The sequence below is a fragment of the Acinetobacter sp. 1294243 genome (genome assembly GCF_000588015.1).
Lineage (GTDB): Bacteria > Pseudomonadota > Gammaproteobacteria > Pseudomonadales > Moraxellaceae > Acinetobacter > Acinetobacter pittii.
In genome coordinates, this window is the sequence record NZ_JFXG01000019.1 from 24,870 (window position 1) to 49,083 (window position 24,214).

The 24,214-nt window shown below is 36.0% G+C and carries 24 protein-coding genes; 8 read left to right on the top strand and 16 right to left on the bottom strand.

Annotated elements, in window-relative coordinates:
- Positions 1-204: 204 nt before the first annotated feature.
- From J655_RS20945 to lpxO, 3 genes are all read right to left on the bottom strand, one after another.
- Complete coding sequence (locus J655_RS20945; protein WP_081032076.1) at positions 205-1,248, bottom strand: DUF1311 domain-containing protein; 1,044 nt, start codon at positions 1,246-1,248, stop codon at positions 205-207.
- Positions 1,245-1,370: a hypothetical protein gene (locus tag J655_RS24815; RefSeq protein WP_081032075.1), complete on the bottom strand. Its 126-nt coding sequence runs from the start codon at positions 1,368-1,370 to the stop codon at positions 1,245-1,247. Before J655_RS24815 ends, J655_RS20945 begins: the two co-directional genes overlap by 4 nt.
- A gap of 85 nt (positions 1,371-1,455) precedes the next feature.
- Positions 1,456-2,370 carry a lipid A hydroxylase LpxO gene (gene lpxO, locus J655_RS20950; protein WP_032005703.1) on the bottom strand — a complete coding sequence of 305 codons (915 nt, stop codon included), beginning with the start codon at positions 2,368-2,370 and terminating at the stop codon, positions 1,456-1,458.
- A 306-nt stretch (positions 2,371-2,676) separates the two neighbouring features.
- Between lpxO and J655_RS24825 the strand changes: the two genes are divergently transcribed.
- The 3 genes from J655_RS24825 (at position 2,677) to fadA (ending at position 6,282) form a co-directional block, all read left to right on the top strand.
- Positions 2,677-2,793 (top strand): hypothetical protein, encoded by a 117-nt coding sequence (locus J655_RS24825; RefSeq protein WP_086264367.1) that lies wholly within the window; start codon positions 2,677-2,679, stop codon positions 2,791-2,793.
- A 150-nt stretch (positions 2,794-2,943) separates the two neighbouring features.
- A complete protein-coding gene (gene fadB, locus J655_RS20960) occupies positions 2,944-5,097 on the top strand; it encodes a fatty acid oxidation complex subunit alpha FadB (protein ID WP_002114932.1) in 2,154 nt (717 codons plus the stop codon).
- A 12-nt stretch (positions 5,098-5,109) separates the two neighbouring features.
- Positions 5,110-6,282: an acetyl-CoA C-acyltransferase FadA gene (gene fadA / locus J655_RS20965; protein WP_005065826.1), complete on the top strand. Its 1,173-nt coding sequence runs from the start codon at positions 5,110-5,112 to the stop codon at positions 6,280-6,282.
- A 44-nt stretch (positions 6,283-6,326) separates the two neighbouring features.
- On the opposite strand, the gene J655_RS20970 is transcribed toward fadA, so the two are convergent.
- From J655_RS20970 to J655_RS20990, 5 genes are all read right to left on the bottom strand, one after another.
- Complete coding sequence (locus tag J655_RS20970) at positions 6,327-7,181, bottom strand: hypothetical protein (RefSeq protein ID WP_032053007.1); 855 nt, start codon at positions 7,179-7,181, stop codon at positions 6,327-6,329.
- Complete coding sequence (locus tag J655_RS20975) at positions 7,182-9,326, bottom strand: ATP-binding protein (protein WP_032053009.1); 2,145 nt, start codon at positions 9,324-9,326, stop codon at positions 7,182-7,184.
- Entirely contained in the window at positions 9,301-10,530 is a 1,230-nt protein-coding gene (locus tag J655_RS20980; RefSeq protein WP_032053010.1) for a DNA cytosine methyltransferase, read from the bottom strand. Before J655_RS20980 ends, J655_RS20975 begins: the two co-directional genes overlap by 26 nt.
- 125 nt (positions 10,531-10,655) lie before the next feature.
- A complete protein-coding gene (locus J655_RS20985; RefSeq protein WP_032053011.1) occupies positions 10,656-11,147 on the bottom strand; it encodes a hypothetical protein in 492 nt (163 codons plus the stop codon).
- A 246-nt stretch (positions 11,148-11,393) separates the two neighbouring features.
- A complete protein-coding gene (locus J655_RS20990; protein ID WP_068541383.1) occupies positions 11,394-12,041 on the bottom strand; it encodes an RBBP9/YdeN family alpha/beta hydrolase in 648 nt (215 codons plus the stop codon).
- Between the two features lie 71 nt (positions 12,042-12,112).
- On the opposite strand from J655_RS20990, the gene J655_RS20995 reads away from it, so the two are divergent.
- On the top strand, positions 12,113-12,478 hold the full coding sequence (locus tag J655_RS20995) for a MerR family transcriptional regulator (protein ID WP_032053013.1): 366 nt from the start codon (positions 12,113-12,115) through the stop codon (positions 12,476-12,478).
- Between the two features lie 21 nt (positions 12,479-12,499).
- Here J655_RS20995 and J655_RS21000 read toward each other — a convergent pair whose 3' ends face one another.
- A complete protein-coding gene (locus J655_RS21000) occupies positions 12,500-13,258 on the bottom strand; it encodes a hypothetical protein (RefSeq protein ID WP_032053015.1) in 759 nt (252 codons plus the stop codon).
- Between the two features lie 177 nt (positions 13,259-13,435).
- Here J655_RS21000 and J655_RS21005 point away from each other — a divergent pair, with 177 nt between their 5' ends.
- The 3 genes from J655_RS21005 (at position 13,436) to J655_RS21015 (ending at position 16,658) form a co-directional block, all read left to right on the top strand.
- Positions 13,436-14,137 carry a DsbA family oxidoreductase gene (locus J655_RS21005; protein ID WP_032005715.1) on the top strand — a complete coding sequence of 234 codons (702 nt, stop codon included), beginning with the start codon at positions 13,436-13,438 and terminating at the stop codon, positions 14,135-14,137.
- Between the two features lie 359 nt (positions 14,138-14,496).
- Positions 14,497-15,639, top strand: a complete 1,143-nt coding sequence (locus tag J655_RS21010) for a hypothetical protein (protein WP_032005717.1) — start codon at positions 14,497-14,499, stop codon at positions 15,637-15,639.
- 125 nt (positions 15,640-15,764) lie between these two features.
- Positions 15,765-16,658 (top strand): hypothetical protein, encoded by an 894-nt coding sequence (locus J655_RS21015; RefSeq protein ID WP_032053017.1) that lies wholly within the window; start codon positions 15,765-15,767, stop codon positions 16,656-16,658.
- An 86-nt stretch (positions 16,659-16,744) separates the two neighbouring features.
- Here J655_RS21015 and htpG read toward each other — a convergent pair whose 3' ends face one another.
- The 5 genes from htpG to J655_RS21040 all read right to left on the bottom strand — a co-directional run bounded on the left by htpG (position 16,745) and on the right by J655_RS21040 (position 22,631).
- Positions 16,745-18,664, bottom strand: coding sequence for a molecular chaperone HtpG (gene htpG, locus J655_RS21020; RefSeq protein ID WP_032053020.1), 1,920 nt, complete (start codon positions 18,662-18,664; stop codon positions 16,745-16,747).
- 101 nt (positions 18,665-18,765) lie between these two features.
- The gene (locus J655_RS21025) at positions 18,766-19,119 is read right to left on the bottom strand and encodes a lysozyme inhibitor LprI family protein (RefSeq protein ID WP_001060531.1); all 354 of its coding nucleotides are present in this window, start codon (positions 19,117-19,119) and stop codon (positions 18,766-18,768) included.
- A 187-nt stretch (positions 19,120-19,306) separates the two neighbouring features.
- A complete protein-coding gene (locus J655_RS21030; protein WP_005065804.1) occupies positions 19,307-19,897 on the bottom strand; it encodes an OmpW/AlkL family protein in 591 nt (196 codons plus the stop codon).
- Between the two features lie 329 nt (positions 19,898-20,226).
- Positions 20,227-21,651 (bottom strand): Na+/H+ antiporter family protein, encoded by a 1,425-nt coding sequence (locus tag J655_RS21035; RefSeq protein WP_032005724.1) that lies wholly within the window; start codon positions 21,649-21,651, stop codon positions 20,227-20,229.
- A 101-nt stretch (positions 21,652-21,752) separates the two neighbouring features.
- Positions 21,753-22,631: an alpha/beta fold hydrolase gene (locus tag J655_RS21040; RefSeq protein WP_081032073.1), complete on the bottom strand. Its 879-nt coding sequence runs from the start codon at positions 22,629-22,631 to the stop codon at positions 21,753-21,755.
- 117 nt (positions 22,632-22,748) lie between these two features.
- Between J655_RS21040 and J655_RS21045 the strand changes: the two genes are divergently transcribed.
- Positions 22,749-23,234 carry a DUF4442 domain-containing protein gene (locus tag J655_RS21045; protein ID WP_005079397.1) on the top strand — a complete coding sequence of 162 codons (486 nt, stop codon included), beginning with the start codon at positions 22,749-22,751 and terminating at the stop codon, positions 23,232-23,234.
- A gap of 43 nt (positions 23,235-23,277) precedes the next feature.
- Here the strand turns inward: J655_RS21045 and J655_RS21050 are convergent, their stop codons facing one another.
- Complete coding sequence (locus J655_RS21050; RefSeq protein ID WP_002115127.1) at positions 23,278-23,634, bottom strand: hypothetical protein; 357 nt, start codon at positions 23,632-23,634, stop codon at positions 23,278-23,280.
- A gap of 206 nt (positions 23,635-23,840) precedes the next feature.
- The gene (locus J655_RS21055; protein ID WP_005065793.1) at positions 23,841-24,206 is read right to left on the bottom strand and encodes a hypothetical protein; all 366 of its coding nucleotides are present in this window, start codon (positions 24,204-24,206) and stop codon (positions 23,841-23,843) included.
- Positions 24,207-24,214 lie beyond the last annotated feature (8 nt).

The following is a 24,214-nucleotide window of genomic DNA, read 5'->3' on the forward strand; positions in this document are numbered from 1 at the left end:
AAATAGGTCACAAAAGTTATTAAATGCTTTATGTCATAAAAAACGCCCTTTCGGGCGCTTTAATATTTGTATAAATATACATTACAAATCAAATTCAATTACTGAGCTTAAAACCCTACTTGTAAAAGTAGAGTATTTGCCCGTAATTGGTTAATCGCATTCCTTTCAATACGACTGACTAAGCATTTATAAAGAGTTTTAGGATTAATTTAAATTATTTAAATAAACCGTTCGCTCTATCGTTTTTTGAGTAAAGCACTGTGTATATTGCATCTCTTGGTTTTGTTTACGCATATCAGCCGTCCAATAATCGGATTGCTTTTGGTAAGTTTCTAAGTCTTTTTCAGGAATTTCATCTACAGTCTTTTGTGCCAGCACCTTACATTCAACATCACGTTTTTTAAACCAATCCAATTGATCTTGTTTAAATTGAATTTTTTTCTCAGCACTCAATTTGTCCCAAGTCTGATTTAAGCGGTCCACTTGCTTCGCTTTGTCACTATCCAATTCTTTTTTACGAACATCCATGGCTTCCTGAGCCAAAACAGTCTGCTCTTCATTATTTTGTTCAGATATTTGCTGATTTTCTTCAATATTTTCTTCGATCAACTCATTTTGTTTAACATAGGCTGCATATTGCACAGCTTTAGTGGCAACAAAAACCAATCCTTCAATCACACTATTTTGAGTTGGCAAGTCAAACACCAAACCCTCTTTATCTGTTTTTGTGATGTTATAGAAAAAGTCACCTTTCAATTGGTCATTTTCAAGAGTCAAAGATGATTCATTATCCGAAAAATAGTCATTGAGCGTCTGTGATTCTTCATCAGAATGACGCAGCTCTTCAATATATGCTTTTTCCGCACGTTTTTGTAAACCTTTCGGCAGTGAAATGACCAATTGGCTTTCACAGCTTAATTGTGTATTTTTTTGGCTTTCGTCTTCTAATGGTAAAGTGCGGATATTTTTAATTTCAAACTTCAAACCTTGATTAATTTTATTAAGAATATCTGCATCAACCTGATATTGACTTTGTCTTAAGCTACGTTCAATTTGCTTCAAATATTCTTTTTTCAAAGAAGTTTGAATCTGTTTTAAATTCTCAGGGTGTGTACAACTCCAATCCGAAACTACCTCAACTTTTTCTGTTTTTGATTTTGGCTCTGGCTTAGATTTATCACATCCAGTCAATATTACTGCTGCACTGAATGTAGTTATTACTAAAGCTTGTTTTATCACCGTATTCATTTATATTCCACGCAAATTTTTAAATTTTTTAAGTACAAGAAAGGTATATATTTACCAGTTGTATTATCATCCCAATAATTAATATAAAATTCACCTAAAATTTTAAATAAAGTACTATTCATGCTAATAATCTTTTTCTAAATGCATAAAATAAATGCAAATTATTTAAATAATCAAAATAAAAAAACGCCCTTTCGGGCGCTTTAATTAAAATACATATGGTCGAACAAAAATCAGGAAGAAAATTCCAAGCATCAAGAACCATTTTAAGACGTAATACAACTTACGGTTATTAGCTTTTAAAGCCTTAGCTTTAATACGAATTTGATAGATATAACCAAAAGCTTTATTTAGACCACCTGTTTGGTCGCCTGTTTCATTCGGTGAACTTGCCGCAGTCATTACATTACGACCAAACCAATGGTTGAAACGCTCCATCCATTTTACTTTCATTGGACGTTCAACGTCTGCAAAGAAAATAATACGGTTTTGGTCAGTCTTATTTTCAGCATAGTGAATATAAGTTTCATCAAACACGACACTTTGACCATCACGCCAAGAATATCTTTCGCCATCGACATCAATAAAACAACGGTCATCATTTGGTGTAATTAGACCTAAGTGATAACGCAATGAACCTGCATACGGATCACGGTGTCTTACCAAACGGCTGTCAGGTGCAAGCTCGGTAAACATTGCTGCTTTAATTGTCGGCAATGTTTTAAGAAGTGCTGTAGTTTTTGGGCAAAGCTCAGCAGCAGATGGATGACTCGATTCATACCATTTGAGGTAAAAACGCTTCCAACCTGTTTTAAAGAATGAGTTAAAACCTAAATCGTTATAGGTACTTGAAGCTTTAATCCCACCTTGGTCATATAAAGCTTTCGCTTCATCACGAATCATTTCCCAATTTTCATCCAGCACTTTTAAATCTTTAAAATGCTGTGTGTCGATATAAGGCTGATTCGGCACCTTTGAAAAGATGTACATTAAAAAGTTAATCGGTGCGAGCAAGGTTGAATGGTCAAAAAATTGACGATAAAACGAGTGACGCACTTTGCCGCGATGTTGGATATACAATGCTGATATCACAAAAATCGCTAATATGATCCACTTAATCATATTGCTACTCTTTCAAAAGATTAGGGGCAACTTCACCTTATATTTAAGGTAAAAGAAACCAGAAGTTTATTTAATTGGCGCAAATTTTAACAAAATTGACTTAGAAAAAGCGAATGTAAAAAAATTAAGTCAAATAATAGACAATACTGTTGTAATAAAAATTTTAAATATTGTGTATTTTTCCATAACTTTAAGGAAGTGAAAATTTATCACTATTGCTACTGTTATTTACAGATGACCCTATTAACAATTGACATTTTTGACAAAAAATTAACTTTTAAAAGTTACTCGTTTTTATATAAAAATTTGATAATTGCGATGCGTTATAAAGAAAAAATTAAATTAAAACAAATGTGTTGGACTAGCACCTATCTTTATGATTTCTTTTATGCATTTCATATAGATGAATTGAATAGTAAATAAGATGACCCTTGCGTCACGGCTTGATACAACTTGTCAGGTTTTTTTTAGATATAGTTATCGTAAGATTAGCGAAGCATAAATGTGTACCTAAGATGTGCACACGCTTCATAACATCAACTTAGAAGTCCTCCAAAACTAAGGAGATCAGGCATGATCCACGCTGGCAATGCCATTACCGTCCAAATGCTTTCGGACGGAATTGCAGAATTCCGCTTTGACTTACAAGGTGAGTCGGTCAATAAATTTAACCGTGCAACAATTGAAGATTTCCAAGCTGCTATTGCTGCGGTAAAAGCAAATAATGATATTAAAGGCTTAGTTGTTACCTCAGGCAAATCGACATTTATTGTTGGGGCAGACATTACCGAATTTGGTGAAAACTTCGCACAAGGCGAAAAAGCGATTGTTGACTGGCTTATGCCTGTTCACGAAATCTTCAATAGCTTTGAAGATTTAGAGATTCCAAAAGTTGTTGCTATTAACGGTATGGCGTTAGGTGGCGGTTTTGAAATGTGTTTAGTTTGTGACTATCGTGTGATGTCAGAAGCTGCACAAGTGGGCTTACCGGAAATTAAACTTGGTATTTACCCAGGTTTCGGCGGTAGCGTACGTTTAAGCCGTCTGATCGGTATCGACAACGCGGTTGAATGGATGGCGATGGCTGCTCCTAAAAAACCGGCTGCTGCCCTAAAAGATGGTGCGGTAGATGCGGTTGTAGCTGCTGATAAATTACTTGAAGCTGCAACTGACTTAGTTAAGCAGGCAATTTCTGGTCGTTTAAACTGGAAAGCAAAACGTCAAGAAAAGCTTGAAGCTGTAAAATTGAACCCACTTGAACAAATGATGGCGTTCAATACTGCAAAAGGTGCAGTGCTTGCTAAAGCAAACCCTGCTCAATACCCTGCTCCAAAATTATTACTTGATTCATTACAAGCGGGTGCAAGCCTTGCGCGTGACGAAGCATTAAAAGCGGAAGCGGAAGGTTTTGCAAAAGCTGCGATTACGCCACAAGCTGGTGCATTGATTGGTTTATTCCTCAATGACCAAGTTGTTAAGAAAACTGCTAAAAAATATGAAAAAGGTGCACACCCTGTAAACCAAGCAGCTGTACTTGGCGCTGGTATCATGGGTGGTGGTATTGCTTACCAAGCAGCAAGTAAAGGCACACCAATTATCATGAAAGATATTGGTAATCCACAACTTGCTCTAGGTATGAAAGAAGCAAACAGCTTGTTAACTAAACAAGTTGAACGCAAGAAAATGAAACCTGCGCAAATGGGTGAAACCCTTGCACGTATCCGTCCTACTTTAAGCTACGATGAGTTTAAAGAAGTTGATATCGTGATCGAAGCAGTTACAGAAAATCCAAAAGTAAAAGAAATGGTACTTGCGGATACTGAGAAGAATGTTCGTGAAAATACGATTATTGCTTCTAATACTTCTACGATTTCAATCACACGTTTAGCAAAAGCATTACAACGTCCTGAAAACTTCGTTGGTATGCACTTCTTCAACCCAGTTCACATGATGCCGCTTGTAGAAGTTATTCGTGGTGAAAAGACTTCTGAAGAAGCGATTGCAACTACTGTTGTGCTTGCTCAAAAAATGGGTAAAACACCGATCGTTGTAAACGACTGCCCAGGGTTCTTGGTTAACCGTGTATTGTTCCCTTACTTTGGTGCGTTTGACCTTCTTGTAAAAGACGGCGCAGACTTCCAGCAAGTTGACAATGTAATGTCTAAGTTTGGCTGGCCAATGGGTCCTGCTTACCTTATCGACGTTGTAGGTATCGACACGGGTGTACATGGTGCAGAAGTCATGGCTGAAGGTTTCCCAGACCGTATGAAGCCAGACTACAAAGGTTCAATCCAAGCAATGTACGAAGCTAAACGTCTTGGTCAAAAGAATGACGTTGGTTTCTACAAATACGAACTCGATAAGAAAGGCAAGAAAGCAAAAACTGTTGATCCAACAGCGTATGAAATCATTGCTCCTTTCGTCACTGGTGAAAAACGCGAGTTTGATAACCAAGAAATCATTGACCGTATGATGCTTGCTTTCTGTAACGAAACAGTTCGTTGCTTAGAAGACAACATCGTTGCAACTGCTGCTGAAGCAGACATGGCAATGATTATGGGTGTAGGTTTCCCTCCATTCCGTGGTGGTCCATGTCGTTATATCGACCAAACAGGTGTTGCTGAATACGTTGCACTTTGCGACAAATATGCACACTTAGGTAAGGCTTATGAAGCGCCACAAATGTTGCGCGACATGGCTGCTAACAACAAAAAATTCTACGGTTAAGGAGCAACGTGAATGGCTACTTTAAATCCACGTGACGTTGTCATCGTTGATGGCGTACGTTCTGCAATGGGTAAAACCAAAAACGGTATGTTCCGTAATGTACGTGCTGACAGCTTATCTGCTGAATTGGTTCGTGCACTCGTTGCTCGTAACCAGTTTGATGTAAACGAAGTTGAAGACCTGATCTGGGGCTGTGTAAACCAGACTCTAGAACAAGGTATGAACATTGGCCGTAACATCGGCCTATTGGCTGACTTACCAAAAACTGTTGCTGGTCAAACAGTAAACCGTCTTTGTGGTTCTTCTATGCAAGCGCTTCATACTGCTGCTGCACAGATTGCAACAAACCAAGGTGATATTTTCATTATTGGTGGTGTAGAGCACATGGGCCACGTAGGTATGATGCATGGTATCGACCTAAACCCAGAGGCATCTAAACACTATGCAAAAGCATCTAACATGATGGGCTTAACTGCTGAAATGTTAGGTCGTATGAATGGCATTAGCCGTGAAGAACAAGACGCTTTTGGTGTTGAATCTCACCGCCGTGCTTGGGCTGCAACTCAAGAAGGCCGTTTCAAAAACGAAATCGTTGGTGTTGAAGGCCACGATGCAAATGGCTTTAAAATCCTTTGCGACATCGACGAAGTAATTCGTCCAGATGCAAACCTTGAAGCGTTCAAAGCATTACGTCCTGTATTCGATCCGAAAGGCGGTACTGTAACTGCGGCTACATCTTCAGCTTTATCTGACGGTGCTTCTGCAATGTTACTTATGTCTGCTGAACGCGCCCAAGCATTAGGTTTAAAACCACGCGCTGTAATTCGCTCTATGGCAGTTGCAGGTTGTGACGCAGCAATCATGGGTTACGGTCCAGTTCCAGCAACTCAAAAAGCGCTTAAACGTGCTGGTTTAACGATGGCTGATATTCAAACTATCGAGTTAAACGAAGCATTTGCTGCTCAAGGCTTATCAGTAATGAAAGGCTTAGGTATTTATGACAAGCAAGACATCATTAACTTAAATGGTGGTGCGATTGCTTTGGGTCACCCACTAGGTTGTTCTGGTGCGCGTATCACCACTACGTTATTGAACGTAATGGAACAACAAGATACTCAAATCGGTCTTGCGACCATGTGTATCGGCCTTGGTCAAGGTATTGCAACAGTGATCGAACGTGTTTAATTAACACCAAGATAAAAAAAATCCCCGCTCAATGCGGGGATTTTTTATCTAAAACGTTCAAAAAGAGTATTTAACCGTCTACGGTAAGGTTCAAAGCTCTCATCTTCATATATAAAATCTTCATTTTCCGTAATTGCTCTTCTTAAAGGAGAATAACTTACTTTTATATACTTAATACATCGTACTGATCTTGTGGGACAAATAAACTCATCATTATGAAGTAGACCATTCCTTATATTTTTCAAGCTTAACAATTCAGTGTAATCAGCTTGATTAATTTTATTGGTATCAAATGCATACTTAATTGTATCAGCTAAAGCGCTACTTTCAGGAGCTGGAACTCTATATCTCTCGACCATCTTATGATGTACACGTGACATCACTTGTGCAAAAATCCCCCTTAAGTTATTTAACTCTTCCCTCTTTGTAATAATATGATCAATAATCCGTAAAATATCATTAATCCATTCTTCATTCGTACTATTTCTTTCTACAAATGAGAACCTTGTAAATAAGTTTGGATTTTGCTTTTCATTCAAATCATCAATAAGTTTCTTAATAATTGTTGATTTATCAGAACGAGAATAAAGAATAAACTCACAAATAAATAGATCTTTTAAATTTAAATATAGTTCAATCCCCCCATCTTCTTCATTAATATTTCTTTCTTGAGAGTTATTACTTAAGTTATTGTCGCTTAAGTATAAATCAACTCTCTTTTTATCAGATTCATTAAGATCTAATATAGGCTGAGATGACTTTTCAAAACGAATAAGTGGTTTAAATCCCTTCTTTCGAACATGATCTTCTAACAATTGCTTTAATCTATTAACCCCTCTATTTCTTGGATAGTCATCCTTATCATCATCAATCAGAACTATATTAAAATCTAATCTCATTTATAAAATCTCAAAAACTACTAAACCATTACTATTTTTTACATCTACCGATAAGCTCTGGCTATCTAAAAATTTTTTAACTTGATTCAGGCCTATACCACTTCCATTATATTTCGTTGAAAAACCATCATCAAAAACTTTTAACAAAAGTTCTTCAGGGATAGGTGTTGAATTATTAGAAAATATAATCTTTTCTTCTAAAAATTCGATATTTAAAAAACTTGCTCCATGTTCTTTAGAATTTTTATAAAAATTTTCAAACATCATTGTTAAATCTAGCACTCTTGTACTTCTCAGCCATTTTTTTAATTTCAAACTCTCATCTACACTAATGATTACTTTAAAGTCTCTATTATTCTTTTTGCGTTCAAAGAACCATCTTGCCATATCAATCCAATTTAAATTACTAACAGCAGATTTAACATCATAATTAGTGTCAATTAATATACTTTTAAAATCTTCAAGCTCAATAATATAACCTTTTAAGTTTTTTATTACCGATAATATTTCGGACTGCAGTTGTGCATTCTCAATTTTATTATGAACTTCAAAAAGATCAGAAGCATCATAATATATTCGCTCTGATAAGTCCGTAAAATGATGTGTAATCTGCTCTATATAAGATTCTGAAGTCCGGTTTCTGGCAGCCAAGTTATGATTTTGATGTTCTAAGAACTTAATATCCTTTTCCTGCTTATGAAACTTTATTTCTTGCTCTTTAGATACTTTCTTTAAATCGGTAACTTGTTTCTTAACTTCTCTAACTATTGGTTCAATAATTCTCTTTTCATCCTTAGAAATTTTTTCAACTAAAATTTCTAATTTTTTTTCTGGTTTGTTATTTTCAAAATTCAATTCATTTTTGAAAAAAACTATTTTTTTCTTTCGTGAAATATATCTTTTAAATTTTTCAGTTTCACTTAGGTCTAATTCATCAAAAAAAACCTCCTGAGTTTCCTCTGCATTTTTATCTAGTTTAAATTCTCCCCATGAAATCAGATCCATATAGTGCTCTAATGGGCGAATAATATAATCCATGAAGAGATTTTGAAGTTCTTGTAAATAAATACTATTCACAAATCCTGAATTTCTTGAAGAAGTTTCTTTAAAAAAGGAATTTTTCTTATCATAGATTTCTATAAACCCTATAATCTCTCTCGTACCCAGATAACGACTATGGCCTTGTGTTTTTCTCATATTTAAACCAAATAAGTCATAATCTGTATCCCCATATGGTAATACCCTAAAATTATTCTTATAAATAAATATATTACCGTAATTCACAGGCTCAACTTTCATTTTTTTAGTAAATGCCGATTTGGCTGATATTGTCAAATAGTTAACATTTACTTTAATGGGGCATGTTCTTAGTACGGTAGTATTATCTGCTTCAATTTCATAAATTTTTTCACCTCGGTCAAACAGCTTAACATTAATATCTTCTTCAAATTTTGCTTCAACCGTAATACTTTTATCTTTTAAAACTTCTGCAATATTACTTTTAATATATTCTTTAACATCTAATAAATCAGTTGAATCAATAAAAAGAATTTTAAATCCATCATCATCAACAAAGGGGTTTTTTAATCGTCTTAGACTTTCTTTAACTTTTGCAATATCATCATGAGACCAATTTTCATGTAATTCAAAAATATCAATTTGTGTAAATGCTTTTAACTTACTATTTGATACATAAATTTCCTTATAATCTATACTTATTTCCTCAAATAAGCTTTTTAGATCCAGATCGAATTTCTCCCAATCAATTAGAAGCTCATGCTGAGATTTATCAGTTTGAGTTTTAGTTGTTATTTTAAGTTTAGCTCCTAAACGATCTGCAGAAAAACGGCCTATCCCCTTAGAACCAACATAAACTCGATCTTTTTTACTCAATGTTCCTTCTTTTTTTTCTGAGTAAGCAAGATTTAACCATTTTTCAACTAAATCGTTTTTGGACATACCATGTCCATCATCTAATATAGTGATTTTATCTTTATCAAAGGTAATAGTTACTTGTTTAGCCCCTGCATCATAAGAATTCTTAACTAATTCAAAAATAGCAACAAATTTGTCAGTAATTAAATCTTTACCAACAATACTTTTAATCCCCGAACTCGTTTTAAAGTGCAACTTTTCTATGGTCATAATTTTCTATACCTAATAAATCTAAATTCTTCTTAATTTCTAAAGCTATAGCTTTTGCTAATAATGGTGGGACAGCATTACCTACTAACGTATATTGTGGTGTTTCTTGCTTTCTAAGTACCCCACCGGTTGTTCTCTTACCCAAAAACTCAAAACTGTCATCAAATGACTGTAAACGTGCTAACTCCCTAACTGTCAATATCCTATTCTTTGAATAATGAACCATGTCATCAGGCAACGTTAACACCGTTGGTGAGGGTTCATTTGGTAGCATACGGCGACAGTTATGTTTACGTGTTTTATATCGTTCTTGCTGATCTTCAGATAAATTATTATAAATTTTTTTAAAGTCATCTCCAGGAGAAAGTAAATTAAAACGCTCTATAACAAGAGGAGTATGTTTACTTGTCTCATGATTAACTAATTTTTGGCTTTTAACTTTTTTACTTTTAGAGTTAGGAGTACGACCTTTTCTTGAATCCCTTTGATATTCAGATTCAACCTCTCTTCTATATTCTTCTTCTTTTGAACCAATTTCTATATTTTCTAAATCAGAGAGTGCATCTTTGGCAGAAATTTTATTTGTCTTTAATGGTTCAGGATGAAGAAGATGGATATTTATATCATCTCGTGTGCCTAAAAAAATAACGCGCTTTCTACGTTGGGGAACACCATAGTCACTAGCATCCAAAGTTTTTACGACAACATTTTCATAACCAATCTCTCTAAATTCTTTTAATAGAACTTTAGTCACTAATTCATTTTCATAGTCTTGATATTGACCTTGATATACAGAAAATTTCGCAGACAAAATACCCGTGACATTTTCCATCACAAAATACTTTGGCTGTACTTGTTTGAGAATATTGATATAACTACGGACAAGCTGATTTCTTAAATCATCTGGATTTCTTTTACCTGCCATACTAAAACCCTGACAGGGAGGCCCTCCACAGATAACATCAATATTAAAAAACTCTTTCCCTAAAAATTCTCTTAATTTTTTTTCTTCAGCTAATTCTTGTACATCACCACAAAAATAATCAAGTTTATAACCTAATTGTTCTCTATGACGATATTCATAAGTCAACGCTGCTTGTGGACTTCTATCAGAAGCAAAAGGAATGTCGAAACCAGCTTGAAGAAATCCTTCAGCCATTCCCCCTGCACCTGAAAACAAATCTAAGACTTGATAACGTTTCATAGATAAAATTTATAAAATAACCCATTCTAATTTTATCGAATATAACCAAGGTTATATATATTTTTTTAAATATTTTCATTACTTATTGAATAGTCTAACTATTATTTATAATCTATTTCTTTAATCTATCGGCCTTTTAACCCATCTTGAATTTGCTGTTGTAAATTTATGAGGTCATTAAGGTTAACTTTCATCGTACCCTCACGATAAGCATCGACATTACTTCGATTAATATTCAAAGGTCTTAACATTTCAAAGATACCATTGGTTGGATCAGAAGACTGTATTCCACCCGCTACCGCTAAAATGTATTGTTGTAAGAATGGAGAAAGTTGAGACAAATCAGGCTGTGCCATAACTGGCTGATAATCTACCGTAGTCATGCCTTCAGGGACTAAAGCATTCTGTATATCGTTATGAATTTTATACTCATGATGTTGCAGCGCCTGACGTACTTTTTTATCTTCTTGGAAAGGTACAAAACCCACCTCTTCACGTAACTCAGATTCAGCCATAACGCGAATTGTTGGTAAAGTCGCTACTTCCTCTGCTTGAACAGTCGGTAAACCCATAAAAGCAAATGCAGCAATGAAGGCTGATTGTTTTAGAAAGTTCATAACTTGCTCCAAAAATCACTCACCCTATTTCAACTAAAAGATGATGATTAAATTAAAAGTATCTATAAATAGGCTACAACAAAGTCGAATTTGATTCAGTAAGGCTCAGATAAACGGTAAATATAATTAAAATTTTTAATGTAATAGTAGGGTTCTTCTATTTATTAAAACCTGCAAGCTATATAAAGCACACTATAAATTAGGCAAAAGTGTCTAGTTTATAGTGTGCTATTCATCTTATAAGTTTTATTTACTGTCTAGCATCTCTTTTAGAGAATTCACGACTTGTGGAAACGACGTATACCCTTCACGACCTAAAAAATGTCCACCATTAGGAACGGTAATGTACGGCGCATCAATTTCTTTCGCCAATTCAATCGTCAGTTTGGGCGGAACCAAATCATCATTATCAGACAAATACACCAGCTTTTTCTTTATGTCCTTAAAGTAATCCGTGTTGACTTTACTTTTTGTTATATAAGCATCGAGTGGAGAAAAGTCTGAGATTGGTCCAGAAAATCCAGATACTAAAATCATTCCTCCAATCTTTTGGTAATCATGTCTTTGTAAAAAGTGCAGTAACGTAATCACCCCTAAACTGTGCGCAACAAAATAGGTATTTTCATCCACCTTAGGGACCTGTTGATCTAAAACCTTTTGCCATGCATTTACATCAGGATTCTCAGAATCTGGAAATGGAATTAAGGTAACGGTTGTATGCTCATCTTCTATTTGATGTTTTAGGTCTAAAAACCAGTGATCATCTATAGAAGCTGAATAACCATGAAGTACAAATATTTGACGCATGCTCTTCTCCTGAAGTTCAATTGTTTTGGCATTTGCAACAAATGACATGAAGCCGAATAACACCAATAAAATGAGTTTTCTAATCATGGAACAAGTACCATTTTGAAAGATATAAACATGCTAAACTATGACACCACTGTTAAGGTCAACCCTATTTTATGAACCTTGCCAAAGTTGCCGAACTCACAAAGGTAAGCCCTCGTATGCTGCGTTATTATGAGAGTTTAGGGCTTATACAGCCTCATCGAGCAAGTAATAACTATCGAAGTTATACGCAAAAAGATATTGAAAATATTAAGAAAATTAAAATATTGAATGATGCAGGCATGAACTTAAAAGATATTCAGGTCTTGCTGCCTTGTTTTGATTTAGATGAACGCGTATTTACGCTATGTTCAGTAGTTCAAGAAAAGCTGCAAACTGAGCTCATGCATGTGTCTGAGCAGTTAAACAAACTACAAACTTCTCAAAGTTTATTACAATCTTTTTTAACCAAAGGAAAAGTCGAAAGCACCAAACCATAATTTTTGATGCTCATGCTTTGCTTATTCTTTTAAATCTCCTTCGAGAGCGGCCACATTCTTTTTCTTAATTTTTTCAATTTTTGCATTTAGTTTTAGAACATCTTGATAAAGCCCATTAAACTGTTTGACCTGAGCATTTTCATGAAAAAGAATCATCTGATCTTTTTTTTGCCATTCATAATTTTTTAGAAGCTTAAACATTTGTTCAGCTTTATCTAAAATTTCTAGTTCAATCATAAAAATTGCATGATCTTGATCGGCTTTTTGCTGTGTTCCCAATTTCATTTCAAGGAGTTGCCTCATCTCTGCATCAACAGATAACTCTTGAACCTTTGCTAAGAAAGTCTTATGAATCTTTTCATATTCACTCTGATACTGATCCGAAGCTTTACGGACATCGGCTAGCATCTTTTCGGTTTCTGCATACTTCTGTTTTTTATCAATATCTAAACGGTCCACATTTAAGAAAGTATCCCATTTGGCTGCTTTGAGTTCTCTTAAGTATGCATTACGTGCATTAATATTTTGAATCCAATAACTTAAAAGGAATTCTGAAATTTGCTTATAGTGTCCTGCCAAACGCTTATCGTGAATATCGAGCTGGACGGGTTTAGACCAGTCTTGTGCTTGTTCGTAAAGCTGATTCATTTTTTCAGTCATGACGACATCAAACATTTGACTACTGTCTTTGGCTTGCTGCTGTTTGATATGCTGATAGGTGAAAAAAATAATGCTTGTGATAACAATCAGACTTGCAATCGCAATCAAAACTCGGCGCATACACACCTCCTATTTCCCTTCTTATAGTTTTGCTCTTTATAGTTATAAAATAGAGCTTATTCTTCTTTATATGCCATTTATTTCACAATACGCAACACTGTATTCGCTACTCAAAGCTTTAAATCCTGATCCATCATCCCTATTATGATGGGTAATTAAAATTTATGAGATTCTCCCATGCGTGTAGATGTCTGGTCTGATGTAGTTTGCCCTTTTTGTTATATCGGCAAAAAACGCCTTGAGCATGTAGCTGCTGAAGCAGGTATTGATCTTGAAATTCACTGGCATAGTTTTGAATTAGATCCTGATGCGCCAGCTAAACATGACACTTCAAATACTGAACGTCTAGCTAAAAAATATGGCCGTACCTATGAAGAGATGGAAGAAATGGAGCGCAATATTGCGGCCATGGCTGCTTCTGAAGGTATTGATTTCCAATGGCAAAAGGCGAACTCAGGCAATAGTTTCAATGCACACCGTATTATTCACCTTGCGCAAAGCAAAGGTTTAGGTAATGAAGCTAAAGAAGCTTTTTTCCATGCTTATATGACCGAAGGTCTCGCAATTGGCGAACGTGAAGTTGTAGAAGAAATTGCATCTCGTATTGGTTTAGACAATGCTGAAGTTGAATACGTACTAGATACCAACGAACTATCTGACTTTGTCCGCCATGATGAAAAAATTGCACGTGAGCAGCTTAATGTAACTGGCGTGCCATTTTTTGTATTCGACCAAAGAATCGCTCTTGCTGGCGCTCAACCACGTGAAGTCTTTTTACAAGTTTTGGAAAAAGCACAAATCAAAGCAAATACTGAAGAAGTCGAGCAAGATGATGCAGCTGTTTGTACTGATGAATCATGTGATATTCCACAGAAATAGATCAACACAATTAAAATGTGATCAAATCGTATGTTTTATCACCATTTTAGCAATAGAGCGTTCTAAAAAAAGAACTATCTAATTGCTAAAAATCAGTTTATTATTGCCGCTTAGAATATTCGCGCTGTAATGTTCTGTTTTTTATGTGTTTAATGATCGGAATTTAAAGTTTCCTTGATCTATCATCCCCCTTCACTGGGGGATTTTTTTTGGCTAAAAATAACCGCTACTAGCTTAAACTTTTTCATTTATTTCAAATATGTAAAAAAAGTTAAATTTACTTAACTTTTGTGTCTCCCTCTTGATTTTATTAGAAAAATCAACAAAAGTGGAAACAACAACAAAACATAAAGATAGATATGAAAACATTTCATGTAATGCCATACCGGCAGCTTTTTGCACTTTTAACTATTGGATTTGGTTCAGTATGCATCGCTCATGCAGAGACTGCCTCTTCTTCTACAAACCAACAAGTAGGAAGTACATCATCTGGAGTACAAACCGAAGTTAACTCAGATGAAAATCTGTTAGATCAAATTCCGCGCTGGGTGGACGCGACTCCAACCATTTTTCCAGAGCAGTCTAATCAACCTATTGTTCCACCTACCGAACAAACAGAAGATCAAACCTGGGTTGACCGTAAGCAAAAGAAAATTCGTAATTGGGCCGATCGTACTTCTGAAAAAATTGATAATTGGTTTGGTGAAGTTGATCCACAAAAACCAGCTAGTGCAACTATTCGGGTAATGGTGGATAACTATTGGAATGAATACGACAACTTTGAAATTAAGCCCAGAATTCGCGGTAAAATTAAGCTCCCTACGCTAGAAAAACGTTTAAGCGTGGTATTTGGTGATGATTCTTTAGATGATGAATTTAATAACAGTCCAGCCAATATTAATCAGAATCCGAATCAAGATCCAAATAAAAAATTAGATGGCAAACGAACTCGAGATGACAACAGCTCAATTGCCTTACGTTGGTCAAATTTTTCTAAAAAACTGCCTTTCGAAACCGATGCCGACTTAGGTATTCGTTCTGGGGACGATATTTATGTTCGTTTAAAAGCATCGAGAGATTGGCAACTTCGTAATGATTTTAAGTTTTATGCTGAACAAATTTATCGTTACGGCATAGACAGCGAAAACTACTTACGTACTAATCTTGAACTTACCCATGCTAGACCGAATCAACCGATTTTATCCAATCAGTTCAGCCTAACCTATGCCGATGATCAAGATGACGATCTAGCTTGGGAAAACCGAACATTCCGCGAGCACAGTTTCTTTGCAAACAACCGTTTTAACTATGGTATTTATACTAGCGGTTATTACAACGACAATGACTTACGTTTAAACAGTTGGGGACCCTTTGTTTCATGGCGCCAACCCGTTTTACGTGAATGGTTCTTTGTACAAGGCGATGTAAATTACTTTAATGACCACCGCGAAGACCGTAATCATTTTGTCAGCACCTTCTTACGTTTAGAAGCACTTTTCTAAGCTAGCAAACATCACCTTGGACCTCATCCAAGGTGATAAATAACAAAATACTTTTAAATAAAATTTTAAGCTTAGCCTTCTAAAGTACTGTTCTAATTTTTGTTTTTGATTCCTTATCTTTAAAAATGAATCAATTTTCTTCTCCATTTCAAAATAAATCGACAGTCTTCATTTGTATTTATAGTTTAGGTGTATTAGCTTTACTTCCACATACTCATTTTTTTTATAACTCTTTAAAACACCAACGGTCACGGCGTTATCCCTATTCTTCTACGAGTTTCGCTAAAGTAAAAAGACAATCACTTTCACGCTCACCTTGTGAAGTAGAAGCAAACAATACTTTATCTGATGCTGGTTTAATTCAAGAGCTTATGGCTGTATTTGGAAATGATACGTTATGGAAACGTGCGACTCAACCTGAACAAACGTATAAAGCTTTGGGTAAAAGAAAGAAGAAGAATTCATCAACTCAGGTTTCAGTCACAAATCCACTGAGTGCGAGCTGGGCCACCATTTCAACATGGATGCCTTTTGAAAATGACCTCGATTTAGGCTCAAATTCAGATAGTGATATCTACGTACAATTTTTAGCAAAGAAGAAATGGAATTTGAGACATAACATTAGAATTGATACAGAACAGATCTTTCGTTACGGCTCTACCAGCCGAAACTACACTGAAACCACGCTAAACCTAACGCAAAAAATGCAAGATAACACATTATTTTCTAATAAATTTAATGTGAACAAGAGCGAAAATGAAGATTACAACTGGGGCAATTGGACTTTTCAACAATTTGAGTTTGTGAAAGATAATAGCCTGACTTACGGTATTTATAGCGGTGGCGTATATACTAAAAATGATATTCGACTAAATAGCTGGGGTCCTTATATTTCATGGCGCCAACCGATATGGAGAGATTGGATTTTTATGCAAAATGATCTTAATTTTTTTAACCATATTGATGATGATCCGAAACACCAACTCAGCGTTCAAATAAATCTAGAAGCTAATTTTTAATCATAAATTCCCAAATTGTGGATAACTCTTTCTTTATCCACAAAAAAAAGCCCCTGACAGTTCAGAGGCTTTTTTATATCAAAAAATTATTTCAACAATAAGCTATTAATACGTTTCACATAAGCTGCTGGGTCTTCTGGTAAACCACCTTCTGCAATCACAGCCTGATCAAAAATCACGTTTGCCAAATCATCAAACTGTTCTGAACCTTCAAGTTTTTTCACCAAAGGATGCTCAGGGTTAATTTCTAAAATTGGCTTGATTTCAGGTACAGCTTGCCCCGCTTGTTTAAGCATACGAATAAGTTGAGGAGACAACTCACCCTCACTTGTTACTAAACATGCAGGAGAATCTACCAAACGAGTTGTTACACGTACTTCTTTAGTTTTAGCCTTCAACGAATCACTTAATTTCTCAACCACAGGCTTAAACTGTTCAGCCGCTTGCTCAAGTGCCTTTTTCTCTTCGGCATCTTGCAAATCACCTAAATCAACCGCGCCTTTAGATACATTCTTTAATGGCGTATCGTCAAACTCTTGGACAAAATTCATTGCCCATTCGTCAACACGCTCTGCCATTAATAACACTTCAATACCTTTTTTCTTAAACAACTCAAGCTGCGGCGAGTTTTTCGCTGCTGCTAGACTGTCAGCAGTCACATAATAGATGGCTTTTTGGCCCTCTTTCATACGTGCCTTATAATCAGCAAAAGAAGTCGTTACTTCATCATTTGTTGAAGTCGCATAACGTAATAATTTTAAAATACGTTCACGGTTACCAAAGTCTTCGCCCAAGCCTTCTTTAAGTACTGAACCAAATTCACTGTAGAAAGTCTTGAATTTTTCTTGGTCTTTTTCATCTTCCGATTTAGCCAAACCATCAAGTACAGTTAATACACGGCGTGCATTACCTTCACGAATCGTTTTGACATCACGGCTTTCTTGCAACAACTCACGGCTAACATTAAGCGGCAAATCAGCACTGTCCACTACACCTTGAACAAAGCGTAAATAGTTCGGAATTAAATTATCCGCATCATCCATAATAAAGACGCGTTTTACATATAGTTTAATTCCCGCTTTTGCTTCACGAGTAAAAATGTCATGTGGAGCTTTACTTGGAATATAGAGTAATTGGGTATATTCCGTACTACCTTCAACACGGTTATGTGCCCAAGCCAGTGGTGCTTCAAAGTCATGAGTTAAGTTTTTATAGAACTCAATATATTGCTCTTCAGTCACTTCACTTTTATTACGTGTCCATAAAGCACTTGCCGAGTTAATCGCTTCCCACTCGTCAGTTTTAACCATTTGGCCGCCTTTAGGCTCTTCACCTTCCGCAACCTCTTCTTCTTGCCAAACTTCTTTTTGCATTTCAATTGGCAAGCTAATGTGGTCAGAGTATTTATTAACAATCTGCTTAACTTTATAAGATTCTAAATAATCAAGCGCATCATCACGTAAGTGAAGAATAATGTCGGTACCACGGGAAGTTTTATCAATTTGCTGAACTTCAAACTCACCTGTACCGCCACTAATCCAGCGCACCCCTTCAGATGCATCTAGACCCGCACGGCGTGATTCAACCGTAATCTTGTCTGCAACAATAAAACCTGAATAAAAACCAACACCAAATTGACCAATCAATTGAGCATCTGCTTTTTGATCACCAGTCAATTTTGACATAAAATCTTTAGTGCCTGACTTAGCAATTGTACCTAAGTTATCAATTGCTTCTTGTTGGCTTAAACCAATACCGTTATCAGAAATCGTTAAGGTTTTATCTTCTTTATTTAAGCTGATTCGTACATGTAAGTCTGGATCATTTTCATAATATTCAGGATGATTAATTCCTTCAAAACGTAACTTATCACATGCATCTGATGCATTAGAGATAAGCTCACGTAAGAAAATCTCAGGGTTAGAATAGAGAGAATGCGTCACTAAATGTAAAAGCTGGGCAACTTCTGCTTGGAAACTATAATTTTGTGATGCTTGTTCACTCATAAATCACTCCTTAAATTTTGAAGCTGTTTGTTCTCGAATGCTTTATGAATGGAGTACTTCTAGAATTTTTCAATCCTGAATATTAAAAATTTTTACTCTAATTAAAATGGGCCGTGGCTTAACACCCTATCTTGCAATATCGTATCTAACTGCTTTTGACGTTGTTGGTAAGCTTTGCTAATACAACTTACATTGGCAGCACAAGCATTTCTTTTTTTCAGCCATTGCTGCTGGGTATCTTTCTGGTTATCTCGCCCACCCATAGGTAAAGCATGCAGAACGATTTGATATGTCGTTGCCATTTTTACATCTGCATCATTTAAAGAACGGTTCTTACAAATACTTTTTTCCGTTTTCGTTTTTGCAGCATCGCACGAAAAACTTGCAGCTTGTAAATTTTGAGTAAAAGCAATACCGCTCAAAAGTGCTAAACAAATCGCTAATTTGTTATTCATGTTTTTATTCCCATGCTTGTAATGAATAGAAATTAGTTTAGAAAAAAACTTGCAGAAAATATGTGTAAAACTGTCTGTTTTATGCTTTTTTTAGTGCATATAAAATCCATAAAAAAACCTCACATAAAATATATGTGAGGTGCCTGAGTCTAGGTTTATTATTATATTTTTCTATTTATTATTATGCTTAAAATTTATAGCTATAACCCAAAGTATAAACAAAAGGATTAATATCTAGATCAAACTTGTAGTTAGCAATTGATGGATCAATTGTTACTTCCGGACTAATATCAGCATAACGTACATCTACAAATACACCCCAGTTTTTAGCATCAGCAGGTTGGAAATTAAAACCAACTTGACCTGCCAAACCAAAATCTTCTTTAACCTTTACCGCTGCACCTTCTTCATCCCAAGGAATAAATGCTGTAGCACCAATACCAATATACGGTGTGAAACGTGTAGAGTTTTTAAAATGATATTTTGCAGTAATTGTTGGTGGTAATTGTTTTATACGTGCTGCATTTTTACCATCTAGCAATACATCATGATTAATAGGCGTTGCTAATAATAATTCTGCCGAAAATGGAGACTGACCAAAAAAGTATTCTACCGATGGTGTAAATGCATATTCATGATCTGCTTTTACCACGCCTAAAGGTGTTGTTGTATCTTCAGATGGAGCAATAACACTACCACCAAATTTCACTTGCCAGTTACCAGCAAAAGTAAAAGAAGACATCCCCATTAATGCAATAACCAAAGCTTTTTTGAACACTTTAATATCTCCAACCTTATTTATATTTATAATAAACATTTATTTTAAAACCATGCAATACTCATTATAAAATTATTTTATAGTTTATTTTTAAACTACTGTTTTAAATAAAATTATATATTATCCAACTATTTTAATAGGTTTTTATCCCAACCTCATTAATCAAGATTATTTTATATTACCAACTATTTTAATATACTTTCAAATTCCGAGTATTTTAATATAATTTATTTTAAATACATGTTTTATTTAGACAATAAAAAACCTTCTTAATTTAAATCTAAAGATCATGATTAAGAAGGTTTATACTTTAATATTTTATAAAAACTTTATAAAACCATTGCAGCAATCCAGCCAAAAATTAATAGCGGAATATTAAAGTGAATAAAGGTAGGTACGACTGTATCCCAAATATGATCGTGTTGCCCATCTACGCCTAAACCAGCTGTTGGCCCTAAGGTTGAATCAGAGGCTGGTGAGCCAGCATCACCTAATGCTGCTGCTGTACCAATAAGTGCAATCGTTGCTAATGGTGAGAAACCAAACTGCACGCATAAAGGCACGTAAATAACAGCTAATACAGGAACACTTGAGAAAGATGAACCAATACCAATTGTCACAAATAAGCCAATACAAAGCATTAGGAAAGCAGCAAGCGCGCGGTTATCTCCAATAATCTCGACTACACCATTTACTAGCTGATTAATATCACCAGTATGAGTCATTACTGAGGCGAAACCGGCAGCAGAAATCATGATGAAGCCCACTAAAGCCATCATTCGCATGCCTTGTACAAAGACATCATCTGCATCTTGCCATTTAAAAATTCCGGCGGTAGATAGAACAGCAAAACCGACTAAACCACCCAAAATCATCGAACCTGAATATAGCTGCGCAGCAAGCGTCAAGCCAATTGCGAGCAATGCCATCAAGATCGTTTTCTTTGCAATAACTGGTGCTTGCTCTGCTTCATGCTTTAACTCTTCAGCATCTGCTTTTAAGTCAGCTGTTTCATCCTGGGTTGTTGCGCGAAGAGGTTTATCTAGATCAATCGTGGTCACAGGTGTAATCGCACGATCAGCATAAATTCTTGGTTTACGGTAGCTAATAAATACAGCAACCAAGGTGCCTAACACCATACCTAAAACAGGAATGGCCATGCCAATTGGCATCATTGCCCGATCAACATGTAAGCCGTACGCTGCCCCAATTTTGTTGATATTTCCCATCAGAATCTGTTCAAGGAAAATTGCACCAAATCCAACCGGAAGAAAAATATAAGTACCAACCAAACCTAGCGTAAGTACACAGGCTGCGGCGCGGCGGTCTAATTTTAAATGGTTCATTACCCGTAACAGTGGCGGAACCAGTACAGGAATAAAGGCAATATGAACTGGAATAAGGTTTTGAGAGAAAATAGCAGAAATTAATAAAATACCTAAGAGGAGATACTTCACTTTAGTCTGACGGCTTTTCCCGGCTTCCATTCCCAATAAACCAATCAGCTTATGGGCAAGTAAATCAGGTAAACCAGATTTTGATAGCGCCAGAGCAAATGCCCCTAACACTGCATAGGCAAGTGCAACTTCAGCACCATCGCCAAGACCAGCGTTAAAAGCTTCAACGGTTTGAGAAAGGCTTAAACCTGCTACGAGGCCACCCACAATGGCAGAAACCACTAAAGTCAGTACGACAGAAACGCGCGCCAGTGATAATAAGAACATCACTGCAATCGCAATAACGACAGCATTCATGAATAAGTTCAGAGCAAAACAAAAGGCGATATTCTAGCAGATTCATATCTATGAAGCCGAAAATATCGCCGAATTAACAGTTTTATGCAGTTATTTCACTGTTACGCTTGAGCTTTAATAAACTCACGAATATGAGTTGCTATTTTCTCTGGCTCACTCAGAATGGCCCAGTGATTTGCATTAAGCTCTACATATTCAAATTTTTCAACCCACTTTGGCATGGCCTCAGTAATGTATTCTGGGCTTACAAAAGTATCATATTTTAAAATAACAGCTTTTACTGGGCACTGCGCATAACGTTGACGTGGGTCAGTTAAGCGGGGAATAAAATTGGCACGATATAAATTAATGCCATATTTACCATCAGCATTAATATTATTATTTAAAGGTAAATTACTTTTCCTTTCTAGCTGAGTAAGAACTTTACCCCATTTTTCTGGGCTAAATAGAGACCATACTATGGGTGCTAATAACGGAAGATGGAATGCCCCGATATACCAAGATTTGGTTAATATTTTTAAGATTTGAGCTGGTGAAGATTTAAATTTATCACGTAAAAATAAAGCGGCATGATCAAGACATGGTCCAGAAATGGTGGTGTATGATAATAAACGACCTTTGAACTTAGGCTCGGTGACCGACTCCCAAGACTGAATTGATCCCCAATCATGTGCAGCCATATGGAATTGACGATTTGGTAATAACTCATCAACAACTTCTTGGAGATCTAGAGATAAACGCTCTAAACGATAATCACGTATACGTTTTGGTATAGATGACAAACCAGCTCCACGCACATCGTAAGTAACAATATAGAAGTCATTGATCAAATGCTCAATGATTGATTCCCATACTTCTTGATTGTCTGGATAGCCATGTACTAAAACTAAGGGAGTATTTTTTTCGTCACCCCATGTTTTAGCACAAAGCGTTTGTTGATCACTTGTTGTTACTGTATGAACTTTTGGCTGCATAATCATTTCCTATCTTGTTTTTCAATCGATCATGTCGTTAGTCGGATAGAGCATTGCCATCAATATAAAAAAGATGATACTTATCTAGTATGAATACTGTTGCAATAAAAAAAATTGACTATTATGGCTATTTTAAGAAGACTTCAGAACAATCCTACGATTTCAAAATTTCTATTTAATCACTATCCCCCTTATCGTGGTGCAGGGATTTATATTGAAATCATGAATTTAGAACTTTGCCATGTGCGTGTAAAAATGCCGCTGACTTGGAAAAACCAAAATTTAGTTGGTACACATTTTGGTGGAAGCCTTTATTCAATGGTTGACCCATTTTATATGATGATTCTTATGCATCATCTCGGATCAAAATATATTGTTTGGGACAAAGCTGCCGAAATCAATTTTCTTTCTCCAGGACGCAGTACTGTACATGCAGATATTCGAGTTGATTTAGCTGAAATAGAACAAATTCGTGAACTTGCCGAGAACTATGAACCTGTTTTAAGAACATATCATCTAAACATTTTTGATGAATCTGGGGTAAGAATTGCAGAGGTTCAAAAAACGCTTTATATCAGACGTAAAAAAGCGAAACCTTTTCCTCAATAAAAAATAAGCGCTAAAAGCGCTTATTTTTTTATTTGTTAATTTTTTATCTTTTCTCTTCAATCGCAGCACCAGCACCACCACCGATCGCACCGCCAATTGCAGCACCAGAGTCACCACCAATCAGTGCTTTACCTACGACTGAACCGATACCAGCACCAATCGCACTCTTAGTCGTTGTCTGTTTACTGCCGCCTTGGGTATTAGAGCCTACGCCTGCACCTACCGCTGCGCCTAAGCCTGCACCAATACCTCCACCTACATGGTTACCTAAACCACCACCAAGTGCTCCACCTGCTGCTGCTGCACCAATACGTTGGTCAGATGGGCTCATATTTTGGCAGCCTGTGAACATAAGTGTAGACAACATTAAAGCAGAAACTAATCCAATTGTTTTTTTCATGACCGTTCTCACAATGATCTGTTCTAGAGAAAAGAATAATCCCCTTTTATGAGGAATTTGATCAGATTGTGTTATCCGTCTGTCCTAATCGATTGATATTTTGTAAAGCTCTGCCTTTTATATTTATTAAGCAAAATTTTAATTATAAAAAAGAAGTCTTTAATCACATAAAGACTTCTATAGTTTAACAATTATTAAGGATACTTTTAATACTTCCCTTTCTTCTCTTCATAGGCTGCACCGGCACTACCACCCAATGCTCCACCTGTAGCAGCACCAGCATCGCCACCAATAATTGCTCCACCTAATACAGCGCCGACACCAGCACCAATTGCACTATTACGTACAGTTTTACTGCTAGACCCTTTTGCATTAGCCGCAACACCTGCACCGAGTGCCGCTCCTAGACCTGCACCTATATTACCGCCCACGTGTTTTCCTACTGCACCACCTGCACCACCACCAATAGCAGCTGAACCAATACGTTGACTTTCTGGGCTTGCATTCTGACAACCAACAAACAAAGTTGTAGACATCAGGCCAACACTAACAATCATCATCATTTTTTTCATTAGATTTA

Coding starts and splice junctions, on each gene's coding strand:
- J655_RS21045 (WP_005079397.1), top strand. CDS start 22,749: ATGGCTATTTTAAGAAGACTTCAGAACAATCCTACGATTTCAAAATTT.
- J655_RS20980 (WP_032053010.1), bottom strand. CDS start 10,530: ATGAAACGTTATCAAGTCTTAGATTTGTTTTCAGGTGCAGGGGGAATG.
- lpxO (WP_032005703.1), bottom strand. CDS start 2,370: ATGATTAAGTGGATCATATTAGCGATTTTTGTGATATCAGCATTGTAT.
- htpG (WP_032053020.1), bottom strand. CDS start 18,664: ATGAGTGAACAAGCATCACAAAATTATAGTTTCCAAGCAGAAGTTGCC.
- J655_RS21040 (WP_081032073.1), bottom strand. CDS start 22,631: ATGATTATGCAGCCAAAAGTTCATACAGTAACAACAAGTGATCAACAA.
- fadA (WP_005065826.1), top strand. CDS start 5,110: ATGGCTACTTTAAATCCACGTGACGTTGTCATCGTTGATGGCGTACGT.
- J655_RS21005 (WP_032005715.1), top strand. CDS start 13,436: ATGCGTGTAGATGTCTGGTCTGATGTAGTTTGCCCTTTTTGTTATATC.
- J655_RS21050 (WP_002115127.1), bottom strand. CDS start 23,634: ATGAAAAAAACAATTGGATTAGTTTCTGCTTTAATGTTGTCTACACTT.
- J655_RS21000 (WP_032053015.1), bottom strand. CDS start 13,258: ATGCGCCGAGTTTTGATTGCGATTGCAAGTCTGATTGTTATCACAAGC.
- J655_RS20995 (WP_032053013.1), top strand. CDS start 12,113: ATGAACCTTGCCAAAGTTGCCGAACTCACAAAGGTAAGCCCTCGTATG.
- J655_RS21010 (WP_032005717.1), top strand. CDS start 14,497: ATGAAAACATTTCATGTAATGCCATACCGGCAGCTTTTTGCACTTTTA.
- J655_RS24815 (WP_081032075.1), bottom strand. CDS start 1,370: ATGAATAGTACTTTATTTAAAATTTTAGGTGAATTTTATATTAATTAT.
- J655_RS20975 (WP_032053009.1), bottom strand. CDS start 9,326: ATGACCATAGAAAAGTTGCACTTTAAAACGAGTTCGGGGATTAAAAGT.
- J655_RS21025 (WP_001060531.1), bottom strand. CDS start 19,119: ATGAATAACAAATTAGCGATTTGTTTAGCACTTTTGAGCGGTATTGCT.
- J655_RS20970 (WP_032053007.1), bottom strand. CDS start 7,181: ATGAGATTAGATTTTAATATAGTTCTGATTGATGATGATAAGGATGAC.
- J655_RS20985 (WP_032053011.1), bottom strand. CDS start 11,147: ATGAACTTTCTAAAACAATCAGCCTTCATTGCTGCATTTGCTTTTATG.
- J655_RS21035 (WP_032005724.1), bottom strand. CDS start 21,651: ATGAATGCTGTCGTTATTGCGATTGCAGTGATGTTCTTATTATCACTG.
- J655_RS21055 (WP_005065793.1), bottom strand. CDS start 24,206: ATGAAAAAAATGATGATGATTGTTAGTGTTGGCCTGATGTCTACAACT.
- fadB (WP_002114932.1), top strand. CDS start 2,944: ATGATCCACGCTGGCAATGCCATTACCGTCCAAATGCTTTCGGACGGA.
- J655_RS20990 (WP_068541383.1), bottom strand. CDS start 12,041: ATGATTAGAAAACTCATTTTATTGGTGTTATTCGGCTTCATGTCATTT.
- J655_RS20945 (WP_081032076.1), bottom strand. CDS start 1,248: ATGAATACGGTGATAAAACAAGCTTTAGTAATAACTACATTCAGTGCA.
- J655_RS21015 (WP_032053017.1), top strand. CDS start 15,765: ATGAATCAATTTTCTTCTCCATTTCAAAATAAATCGACAGTCTTCATT.